This window comes from Zhihengliuella halotolerans (genome assembly GCF_004217565.1).
In the GTDB taxonomy this organism is placed as follows: Bacteria; Actinomycetota; Actinomycetes; order Actinomycetales; family Micrococcaceae; genus Zhihengliuella; species Zhihengliuella halotolerans.
Genome location: NZ_SHLA01000001.1, coordinates 2,514,478 through 2,524,821, shown reverse-complemented (window position 1 = coordinate 2,524,821; position 10,344 = coordinate 2,514,478). Strand labels below are relative to the sequence as shown.

11 protein-coding genes are annotated in these 10,344 nt (G+C 68.0%); 3 read left to right on the top strand and 8 right to left on the bottom strand.

All coding sequences use genetic code 11. The features are described from left to right. Nucleotides 1–11 precede the first annotated feature (11 nt). Together EV380_RS11425 and EV380_RS11420 are read right to left on the bottom strand one after the other, a co-directional pair. Nucleotides 12–545, bottom strand: a complete 534-nt coding sequence (locus tag EV380_RS11425) for a hypothetical protein (RefSeq protein ID WP_130451242.1) — start codon at nucleotides 543–545, stop codon at nucleotides 12–14. Between the two features lie 80 nt (nucleotides 546–625). Then, nucleotides 626–1,564 carry a LysR family transcriptional regulator gene (locus EV380_RS11420; RefSeq protein ID WP_130451241.1) on the bottom strand — a complete coding sequence of 313 codons (939 nt, stop codon included), beginning with the start codon at nucleotides 1,562–1,564 and terminating at the stop codon, nucleotides 626–628. 71 nt (nucleotides 1,565–1,635) lie between these two features. On the opposite strand from EV380_RS11420, the gene EV380_RS11415 reads away from it, so the two are divergent. Further along, on the top strand, nucleotides 1,636–2,694 hold the full coding sequence (locus EV380_RS11415) for a YeiH family protein (protein ID WP_130451240.1): 1,059 nt from the start codon (nucleotides 1,636–1,638) through the stop codon (nucleotides 2,692–2,694). A gap of 89 nt (nucleotides 2,695–2,783) precedes the next feature. On the opposite strand, the gene EV380_RS11410 is transcribed toward EV380_RS11415, so the two are convergent. From EV380_RS11410 to EV380_RS11395, 4 genes are all read right to left on the bottom strand, one after another. After that, complete coding sequence (locus tag EV380_RS11410; protein ID WP_130451239.1) at nucleotides 2,784–4,253, bottom strand: APC family permease; 1,470 nt, start codon at nucleotides 4,251–4,253, stop codon at nucleotides 2,784–2,786. 258 nt (nucleotides 4,254–4,511) lie between these two features. Then, nucleotides 4,512–4,955 carry a DUF4190 domain-containing protein gene (locus tag EV380_RS11405; protein ID WP_242607735.1) on the bottom strand — a complete coding sequence of 148 codons (444 nt, stop codon included), beginning with the start codon at nucleotides 4,953–4,955 and terminating at the stop codon, nucleotides 4,512–4,514. A 69-nt stretch (nucleotides 4,956–5,024) separates the two neighbouring features. Then, on the bottom strand, nucleotides 5,025–5,378 hold the full coding sequence (locus EV380_RS11400; RefSeq protein ID WP_130451238.1) for a DUF4190 domain-containing protein: 354 nt from the start codon (nucleotides 5,376–5,378) through the stop codon (nucleotides 5,025–5,027). A gap of 36 nt (nucleotides 5,379–5,414) precedes the next feature. Beyond that, complete coding sequence (locus EV380_RS11395; protein WP_130451237.1) at nucleotides 5,415–6,785, bottom strand: NAD(P)/FAD-dependent oxidoreductase; 1,371 nt, start codon at nucleotides 6,783–6,785, stop codon at nucleotides 5,415–5,417. Nucleotides 6,786–6,981: 196 nt separating this feature from the next. Here EV380_RS11395 and EV380_RS11390 point away from each other — a divergent pair, with 196 nt between their 5' ends. Beyond that, complete coding sequence (locus EV380_RS11390) at nucleotides 6,982–7,620, top strand: DUF6318 family protein (RefSeq protein WP_130451236.1); 639 nt, start codon at nucleotides 6,982–6,984, stop codon at nucleotides 7,618–7,620. Between the two features lie 561 nt (nucleotides 7,621–8,181). Beyond that, entirely contained in the window at nucleotides 8,182–8,745 is a 564-nt protein-coding gene (locus EV380_RS11385) for a hypothetical protein (protein WP_130451235.1), read from the top strand. Nucleotides 8,746–8,793: 48 nt separating this feature from the next. On the opposite strand, the gene EV380_RS11380 is transcribed toward EV380_RS11385, so the two are convergent. Together EV380_RS11380 and EV380_RS11375 are read right to left on the bottom strand one after the other, a co-directional pair. Continuing rightward, nucleotides 8,794–9,558 carry a hypothetical protein gene (locus EV380_RS11380; RefSeq protein WP_130451234.1) on the bottom strand — a complete coding sequence of 255 codons (765 nt, stop codon included), beginning with the start codon at nucleotides 9,556–9,558 and terminating at the stop codon, nucleotides 8,794–8,796. Then, nucleotides 9,558–10,052 carry a hypothetical protein gene (locus EV380_RS11375; RefSeq protein WP_130451233.1) on the bottom strand — a complete coding sequence of 165 codons (495 nt, stop codon included), beginning with the start codon at nucleotides 10,050–10,052 and terminating at the stop codon, nucleotides 9,558–9,560. Before EV380_RS11375 ends, EV380_RS11380 begins: the two co-directional genes overlap by 1 nt. Nucleotides 10,053–10,344 lie beyond the last annotated feature (292 nt).

Here is a 10,344-nt window from a genome sequence, read left to right as displayed (position 1 = left end):
CGCGGCGGAGGTCAGGCGGTCAAGCTCGCCGCGGCCGTTGCCGGTTCGGAGGTCGTGGCGGCGCTGGTGGTGTCCATCAGCGCCGTCACGGTCATCGGTCCCGGCTCGGTGCCGGTGAAGTTCGCGGTCAGCTGGTGGCCCCAGGCGAGGGGACCCGTTGAGGTCAGTGTGAACGAGGTCGAGTCCGTGCCCGCTGAAGGCGAGAACGACCAGCCGGCCGGCACGGTGTCGAGTCGCACCGGGGAGGAGAACATCAGCGTCAGGATCATGACACCCTCCGGCGGGGACGGCAGATCCGCAGTGGAGCGGAAGGCGATCTGCGTTGAGAAGTTCACGCGCAGATCGGACGCCGCTGGGTCCAGGCCGACCCACATGCCCTGGGATTCGCCGGCCCAGTAGTAGTTCGCGTCGGCGTTCGTGACCTGAACACTGGCGGCAGCGGCGGGGGCGGCGACGGCTACGGCGATCGTGGGGACGGTCCACGCGGCGGCCTTGACGACACTGCGGCGACCGGCGCTTTCGGGGTTAGGAGTGCGGCTGTCCATCCAACCTACTGTACGGTAACTTCGGCGCCGCGCCCCCTGCCGGAGGCCCGAAGCGACCCGGATCACGCGTGCGGGATGTGTCACTTTCCGACGTCGTCGGGTGGTGAATCCGTGCCGGCGCGCGCGACGCGCAGGAATTCGCGGGCGGCCCGCGAGTGCTCGGCGGCTTCCGTCCAGATGGCCCGGAACTCGCGTCGCAGCGGCCCGCCGGCGACGGGGACCTCGACGATGCGCCCGCTGGCCAGCTCTCCGGCCGCGGCGAGCCGGCTGAGTACGGCCGGCCCCAGCCCGGCGATGACCGAGTGGCACACCGCGGCGATGCTGTTCAGCTCGAGCACGGGCGCCGGGCGATGCTCGCCGATCAGGTGGTCGAGCGCGGCCCGCGTGCCGGAGCCGGCCTCGCGTTCGACGAGCGGGGTGCGAGCGAGCTCGGCCGCGTCGATCGGCCGCCCGTCCGCCGCCCAGGGATGCGCCGGGTCGACGACGACGACGAGCTCGTCCGCGTACACCGTCTCCTCGCGCAGGCCCTCGAGCCGGTCGGGGGACTCGACGAACCCCAGCAGCACCTCGCCGGCGGACACGGCCGCGACGACGTCGCGTGAGTTCGCGATCCGCAGTGTCGCCGTCGCGCGCGGCATCGCGGTCCGGAACGCTCCGAGCCACGTCGGCGCCAGGTATTCGGCGATCGTCATGCTGCAGCCGACCGCCAGCTCGTCCTCGTCGCCGGCGGCCAGCGCGGCCGTCCCCGCCGAGAGCCGTTCGGCCGCGGCGAGCACCTCGCGCGCCCACCCGGCCGTCAGCGTACCCTCCGACGTCAGGCGCGACCCGCGCGTCGACCGGTGCACGAGCGTGTAGCCGAGCCGCCGCTCGAGCGTCTTCAGCGAGCGCGTCGCGTTCGACTGCGCCATCCCGGCCGCCCGAGCCGCCGCGCTCAGGCTGCCGTGGTCGGCGATGCCGACGAGCAGGCGCAGCACGGGCAGCTGCAGCCAGTTCTCCACGGGTGGTCGCGGCTCGGTCATATCACCATCATATGGTCGCGGTGCCCGCGCGGGGTCTACCGCGGCACGACGGCGGGGCGGAGCATGGTGGTATGCCCTCGCCCACCCGCCGCACGACTCGCCCGCAGCACCCCCGCGGGCGGGACGTGGCACCTGCCCGCGCCGCCGCCGTCGTTCTGGATCTGGCCCCCGGGGCCGCCGTCTGCCTGGGGGCGGCCGCGCTCGCGTGGCTCGCCGGGCGGGCGCTGCCGCAGGTCAGCCCGCTGCTCATCGCGATCCTCGCTGGGGCGCTGTGGCGCAATCTGGCGCCGGTGCCCGCGGCGCTCGCGCCCGGAGTGGCGTTCGCGTCGCGCCCGCTGCTGCGGGCGGGGATCGTGCTGCTGGGGTTGCAGCTGCCGCTCGCCGCGCTGGCGGGGCTGGGGCCGGGCGTGCTGCTGGTCGCGGCCGGCACGGTGGCGATCACGTTCGCCGCGACCCTGTGGCTGGGCCGGATGCTCGGGATCGAGCCGGGGCAGCGGTTGCTCATCGCGGCCGGATTCTCGATCTGCGGGGCGGCGGCCATCGCGGCCGCCGAGCAGCCCGCGCGGGCCCGGCAGGACCAGGTCGCCGCGGCGGTCGCGCTCGTGGTGCTCTTCGGTACGGCGATGATCCCGCTGGTGCCGTTCCTCGGCGCGCTGCTGGGACTCGGGCCGGCGGAGATCGGGATGTGGATCGGGGCGTCGACGCACGAGGTCGCGCAGGTCGTCGCCGCCGGCGGGGCCGTGGGCGGCTCCGCGCTCGCGGTGGCCGTGACGGTCAAGCTCGCGCGCGTGGCGATGCTCGCGCCCGTCGTCGCCGGGATCTCCCTGTACATGCGCCGCCGCCACGCGCCGGGGACGGGGAAGCGCCCGCCGATCGTGCCGCTGTTCGTGGCTGGATTCCTGGCCGCCGTGCTGCTGCGAAGCACGGGGATCGTGCCGGAGCCGGCGCTCGCGGTGGCCGCGGGCCTCCAGTCACTGCTGTTGGCGGCGGCGATGTTCGCGCTCGGGCTCGGCGTGCACCTGCCGAGCCTGCTGCGCGTCGGGGGCCGGCCCGTCCTGCTGGCGACGTGCTCGACGGCGGTCGTGCTCGCGGTCTCGCTCGCCGGCGTCGTCTTCTTCCCGCCCGCGTAGGCGGGCACCGGCCGACCTGCTCCCGCACGCCCGAGGGCACCGTCCGCGTGCGGACGGTGCCCTCGGGAGGGTCGAGTGATGCCGGCAGGTCAGGGCGTCGGGACGCCCTCTTCGGCGGCGGGCTCGACCTTCTCCAGGTCGGTGGTGAGTCCCGCGTAGACCTCCGGCCGGCGCCGGCGCAGGTAGTAGGCGTAGCCCACGCCGCCGATAAGCGCGACGACGAGCAGCAGCGGCAGCATGCCCACGATGGCGGCGTCCGAGCCGGCGAGGATCGGGAAGTTCGCGATGGCCATGCCCACGATCCACACGAGCCCGAGCAGGCCGAGCCCCGGCGCGACGAACGTGCTCATCCAGCGCGGATCCCTGGCCTTGCGGAAGTGCGCGACGATCGAGAAGGCCGCGAGCAGCTGCAGCACCAGGATGCAGAGGGTGCCGAAGCCGATCATCGTGGGCACCAGGGAGGTGATCGGGTCGAGCCCGGAGAGTGCGAACAGCCCGGCGACCACGGCGGCGAAGATCGCGTTCGCGAGGGCGGCGTTCTGCGGGACGCCGTTCTCCAACGTGCTGCCGAGCGTGGCGGGCAGGACGCGGGCGCGGCCGAGCGCGAAGAGGTAGCGGGTTGCGGCGTTGTGGAAGGCCAGCAGCGCGGCGAAGAGGCTCACGAGCAGCAGGACGAGCATCACGGTGGTCATGAACCCGCCGAGGTACTCCTGCGAGAGTGCCATGAGCAGGTCGCCGCCTGCGAGGTGCTCGAGCGCCGTGTCCTGGGCCTGGGCGACGCCGAGGGCGCTGACGACGGCCCACGTGGTGACGGCGTGGATGAGGCCGATCGCGGCGATCGCCAGGTAAGTGGCCCGCGGGATCGTCTTGAGCGGGTTGCGCGCCTCCTCGCCGAAGAGTGCGGTGGCCTCGAAACCGAGGAAGCCGGTGGCCGCGAGCAGGAGGCCGACGCCGATGGATCCGGTGGTGATGGCCTCCATGGAGAACGCCTCGATCGCGTAGCCGGTGCGGAAGAGCACCGCGATGTCGAAGATCAACAGGATGAGGATCTCGAGGACCAGGGCGATGCCCAGGAGCTTGGCGCTGAAGTCGATGCCGCGCCGGGCGAAGAAGAACGCGGCGGCGATCGAGAGCAGACCCCAGACGTACCAGTGCACGTTCAGCCCGATCAGGTCCGCGAGCACGATCTGGAAGAAGAACCCGCTCGTGCCGATCGCGCCGGCGACGAAGAAGTTGTAGCCCATGGTCGCGATGAAGCCGGCCACGAGTCCGCCGGTCGGGCCGAGGCCGCGCACCACGAACGCGTAGAAGCCGCCGGCGTTCACGAGCTTGCGGGACATCTGCGCGTAGCCGACCGCGAAGAGCAGCAGGACGACGGCGACGATCGCGTACGACGCCGCCATGCCGCCGCCGTTTCCGAGCGCGATCGCCAGTGAGGTCACGACGATCGCTCCCGTCAGCGGGGCGACGGCGGCGAGGACGAGGAAGACGATGCCGGGCACGCCGAGCGCGTTGCGGCGCAGCCCGGTGTGGACGACGGGTGTCGATGCTTCGGCCATGGGGGACTCCAGGGTTCGCGGGTGAGTGATCTACACCACACGATGACACGTGGGGAGCCCGCGTGACTTGCCAATCAGGGCAGTCTCCTTGCCATCGCGCGCCGTCGAGTTCTGCACGCGAGAAGGCCCCGATTGCCTGAGGCGGCAACCGGGGCCTCTGTTCATCACTCGCACCTACGATGAGGTGACTACGACGCTACCGACCGCGTCTGTGTGCGGGCTGAGTCGCGGGGAGGAATTGGCTGGTGATCAGGGTGATCAGGTCGCCGCGAGGACTAGCCCGTACGTCACGCTGCTGCTCATGATGCCGCCGAAGATGAGCGGGGCGAAGAGCAAGAGCGCCCAGCCGACGATCACCGCGTAGCCGATGATCAGGCCCGCCAGGGCGAGCCCGTCGCCTGCCTCGCCCGTGCGGCGGATCTGCGCGCGGGCCAGGTGGCCGAAGACCACGCCGAGAATCGCGACGAAGAAGCTGAAGATCAAGGCGAGGATGGCAAACGTGTTGGTCGGCCGCACCTGCGGCGCCGGGTAGAGCGGCCGGCCGTCGGGCGTGTGCCCGATGGGTTCGTGGGGCGAAACCAGCACGACGTCGTCGGGCTGCGGCTCGCGGCGGACGATCACGAACAGCACCACGACGATCAGGACCAGCGCCCCGAGCGCGAGGCCGATCATGATCAGCCACTCCCAGCCTTGAATTCCCATCACAGTGTTTCCCCTCAGTCTCCGATTTATTCGAAGGCTATCCCGCCCCTTGTCGCGACGGCAAGGTGGTTAGACGCCGATGAACAGGAGTGGCAGGAACATCAGGAAGAACATCAGCACCCAGAAGCCGATCGAGACGTAGCCGATGATGAGTCCGGCGATCGCGAGGCCGTCGCCCGCCTCACCGGTTTCGCGGATCTGCTTGCGCGCGAGGTGGCCGAAGATCACGCCGACCAGGCCGATGAAGAAGCTGGAGACCAGAGAGACGATGGCGTACGTGTTGGTCGGGCGCCCCACCTGGGCGGGGTATCCGGGCTGGGCGTAGGGCGACGGGGCGCCGGCCTGACCGGGCGCCTGCTGGTACGGGCCGGGCTGGGCCTGATTGTTGCCGTAGGGGTTGGGTGACTGCTGCGGAGTGCTCATATGTCAATTCTATAGAACACGGACCTCGGCGACGGGTCACGCCCGGCCGGTGATCACGTCCGCGAGGTGGGCCACGGGTGATGTCTTGGTGCGGCTGGCGAGCTCGGTTCGGTCTGCGAAGCCATAGGCGGCGTAGAGTCCCTTCGTGGCCAGCCAGCGCAGCGGCTCCGGCTCCCACGGGCGGACCTTCCGGTTGACCCAGGGCAGCCGGGTGAGTTCGGTGTCCCGGCCGAGAATGAGGTCCGTCAAGGTTCGCCCGCTCAGGTTGGTGGCCGTGACGCCGGTGCCGACGTATCCGCCACCCCAGCCCACTCCCGTCGCCGGGTCAAGACCGACCGTCGCGGACCAGTCGCGCGGAACCCCCAGCACGCCAGACCAGGCGTGATCGATGCGTGCGCCCCGGGTCCCGGGGAAGAAGCGGTTCATGATGGCCTCGAGGGTGCGGACCGTGACGTCGGGCGTGACGCCGTCGAGGTCGGTGCGCGACCCGTACTTGTAGGGCACGCCCCGGCCGCCGATGGCGATCCGGTCGTCGGCCGTTCGTTGGGCGTACATGTACACGTGTGCGTAATCCCCGAGCACCTCACCGTTGCGCCAGCCGATCTCCTCCCACACCGCGGCGTCCAGGGGTTCCGTCGCGATCATAGACGAGTTCATCGGCAGCCACGCGCGCCGCATGCCGGCCAGTTGCGAGGTGAATCCCTCCGTTGCCCGCACGATGAACTCGGCGGCCACCGTGCCGTGCGTCGTCTCCACCAGATGTGGTCGGATCGCCTCGACGCGCGTCTGCTCGTAGATTTCGACGCCGAGCCGCTCCGCCGCCTCGGCCAACCCGACCACCAGCTTGGCCGGCTGAATGCGGGCGCAATGCGGGTGCCAGGAAGCGACGCGGGTGCCGGCGACAATGATGCGTTCAGTGGCTCGCGCGCCCTCCAGGAGCTCGACGTCGGTGTGCTTCCATTCCCGTTCGGCGGCGACCTGGGCCCGCAGTCGCGCCTCCTGCGCGGGGGTGTAGGCGACCTCTACTTCGCCACCCTTGCGGATGTCCGCGTCGATTCCCTCCGACAGGGCCACCCGGATGACCTCGTCCACGGTCCGGTTCATGGCGAGCTGGAATTCTTCGGCCTGCTCCCTGCCGTGGGACTTCGCGTATTGATCGCGGCCACCGGTGATGGAGTTCGTCAGCCACCCGCCGTTCCGCCCGGAAGCGCCGTAGCCGACGTGGCGCTGCTCAATGACGACGACGCGCAGGTCCGGCCGTTCGCGCTTGAGATAGTAGGCCGTCCACAACCCGGTGAACCCGGCGCCCACGATGGCGACGTCGGCATGCAGGTATCCGGGCAGGGCAGGCCTCGGCGCGGGTAGTCCAATCTGTTCCCACCAGTGTGAAACGTTGCCGTTGATCATCGAGGCTCCTCGGGGTTGTTGCTGCTGCGTTGAAGCGGTTGTGTGGTCAGTGCGAAGCACCGGTTCGACACCTTCATAGGATTCCCGACAACCCGTGTAGTCGTCGAGGGCAACCTTGTGGATAAGTTTTCCGCGGCACCACGCCGATTGGTAGCCTCGAATGGGCCAAGTCTTGGCTGTAATGAGGAGGCGGAAAATGCAGGGTTCAAAGATGTTGCGCGGCGCGCTCGCGACGCTGGGCGTCGCCAGCCTTCTGGCGCTGAGCGCCTGCGCAGGTGATGACGGCACGACGACGGAGCCGTCTGCATCCACGCCTTCCTCTTCCGCGGCACCCAGCAGCAGCACTCCGCCCGAGCCCAAGAAAGCGACCCCCGAGGGCCCTGCGCAGAACCTCGTCCCACCGGAACTCCCGGAAGAGGCCGAGGAGTTCAGCGAGGAGGGCTTCAAGGCCTTCATCGAGTACTGGTATGAGGCGGCGAGCTACGGAATTGCAACGGGTGACGACTCGTACGTCAGTCAGGTTTCGGATGAAGGATGTTCGGGCTGTACGAGAATTCTCAACATGATCGAGAACATTGGACAGGGTGGGAGCGAACAATGGATTGTCGGCGGTGAGATGCAGGCGACCGACATCATTGCCAAGCTCCACGGAGGTCAGGGCGAGAATCAGACAGCTTACTTTACGCTCCGAAAGTTTGCTGGTGACGCTTACGGTAAGGATGGGCTTCTCGACGGCGGCGACAATGTTCTTAAGGACGGAGTCGTTAAATTTGAGTTTGACGCTTCCTATGAGAATGGTGCATGGCTGGCGACACGAACGGCGGCCCGGAATTAGATGTCCGCATATTTCCAAAGGGCGACCAGATTACTGGTAGCGATTGTGATCGCCGGATTCTTGATCTCGTCTGCGCCGTGGAACGCTCAAGCTGCGGCAGCGGATCCACGGTCGGAGACTTCATCGGAGGCGAATGGTTCCGGAATAGATCTTTGGGGTCTTGAAAAAGATGATAGTACCTATGTGGCTCCGGAAGCGGATAATCAGGTTCCTCCGACAGTTACGGCTCCCGACGTGACCCCTGTCCCAGAAACGGTTGCGGATAATCGAGGCAGTGTCCCCTACTGCACGGACGAGACGAGTGGAGAAGTCGACGCCGAGTGCGTCGGTGGTACCGCCGACGTCTGCGATGAGGATGAGTTTTTGGCGGCGCAGTCCGAGGCCGCTGACGCTGGCTCTGGGGAAGTGCCAGACGTAGTAGTCAGTCCGTGTGCTCCCATCAACGTCGAGAGGCCGATCCTCACCGCGACGGGGCCTGCCGAGGATGTTGATCCCGTGGATCGTCCAGATCTTGTTGCTCAGGAGTTTCGGCGGGTCGAGATCCCGCGGCCAACTCTTGTGATGGCTGGCGAGATCGAGGACGAGCAGGTTCCGGGAAAGATGTGGGGCGCCGCGCTGCGCGGGACCCACCTGAACATGTGGGCGGACGCGGCAGACCATACGTTGGGCACGACGTTGCTGGGCGTAGAAGTGACGATTCGGGCGACACCACTCAACTACACCTGGGACTACGGGGACGGTCAGGCCAAGACAAGCGCGTATGCCGGGGGACCGGTGACAGCAGGTGCGGCGGCGAGGGCCGCCGATTCGGGGACAGCTACGAGTCATCAGTACGAGGCAACCGGGTTCTATCCCGTGTCCGTCACCACGACGTACGCAGGTCAGTTCAAGACTCCGACGTCTGATTGGATCCCGATCCCCGGCGTTGCCACGGTGACGAGTCCGGCCAAGACGGCGACGATCTGGAAGTCGGAGACACGACTGGTCTCCGGTGACTGCACGGAGAACCCGAAGTCCTGGGGCTGCGAGCGCGTTCCGTTCCCATGGGAAGGCGGGCCGCAGACGTCCGAGGAGTACAAGGCAGCCCGCGAACAGCTCGACGCCCAACAGCGCAACGCACGCTGACTTAGACCACGTTGAGGTGTTCGAGATCGCGTGGTCGCAGGAGTCTCATCACTGGTCTTGGTTGGCCCAGGAGATGAAATCCTCAGGGCGCGGCAGCAACTGAACGACCTCTTCCCAAACCGCCCAGGTAGGGACCGCCGTGACTGTGTGGCGCGGCATGAACCGCATGCCCGACTTCCGGTGCAGCAGTACGCCGTCCGGAGTGTCCACGAACATCAGTGGGCCCTGGCGGAGGCCCTGGGTGCCATTCCATTCCGAGAAGAGCGAGACGTATCGGCCTTCGCCTCCGGACAGGCGGTCGGCGATGCCGGGGTGCAGTTCACGCACCGCCTCGCCGAGTGAGCGTTGTGCCTCGGCTACTGCCTCGGCTCCGTCTGCGCTGCCGGCGGCCGCAGCGAGGATCTTCTTGTCGATCCGGACGTCGGAACCGTCGTCGAGGGGGCTGGCGCGCGCCTGGAGGCCGAGGGCGTCGATGACGACCGTGTAGAGGTCGGTGGCCGGCGCGGCCCTGAGGACGAATGCGTCGTCACCCTGGCTTTGGGCGGAGATGATCCCGTCGCGGCCGGACCAGATCCACGTCTCGGACGGCTGCTCCGTGCCGCTGCCACCCTCCGCGTAGAACGTGCCGCGGCTGCCAGTGATGAGTTGGACGAGCCGGGACGCCTCGGGCGTCACGGATTTGTCGCGCACGACGGGAATGCCCGAGGTATCGGTGAGGTCGCGGCAGGTAGTGGTAACGCCGTCGTGCTGCGCATTGATGAGATCGCGGAAGTCCTGATCCGCGAGGTGAATAGTAGTCAGAGAGGTGGACATCAGACGGCCCGCCACTCGAGGCGCTTGGCGATGATCCAGCTCCCGCTGGCCCAGTGCGGTAGGTCGGGGGTGGCGAACGTGACGGTCATGGCGACCTCTTTGCCGCCGGTACGAGCCACCCACTGGTGCATCATGACGGGGGTGCCGTCGTCGTTCGTGTAGGACGCTGAGCGCTTAGCGCCCTGAACGGCGGGCGAGCCGAATCGCTCACGGTCTAGGTGGAGAAGACGGTAGTCGGCTAGGGTGCGCCGCATGACCTCCTCGGCATCGCGCTGGTCGGCGAGCGTCGCTTCGGGCGTCTCCGGGTGCTCGCCGAGGTCTACCTGGGTCACCACGATGTTGGGGCGGAACCCTGCCGTCCACGGCTTCTGCGACGTCGCGATGAGCAGCCCGTCGTCCAGGCCACTGGCGTCGACGTCCCACTCCGGCGGCGCGGTCAGAGTGAAAACGGCGCGGGGATCCGCGAAGTGCGTCTCAGTAGTCTCAGTCGCCACTTGTGCCCGTCTCAGGTGTTCCGTCTTGCGCCGCCTTGCGGTCGGCACGACGCTGTCGTCTGGCCTCACGATCGGCCTTGCGCCGATCTCGAACCCACTTAGGTGTCATGAACGGCGGCATAGGTACGCCGAGCATGGCTATGAATCCAATGGCCGTGAGAGCGGTGAACAGCATCGTGAGAACACCAAAGAATAAATATATTCCTTCGAGCCCCAGCTGATCGGCAATGTAGGCCCAGCATGCTGAACCGAGAAGTGCGAATCCAGGGGGAAGAGATAGAGGTTCGTGTAT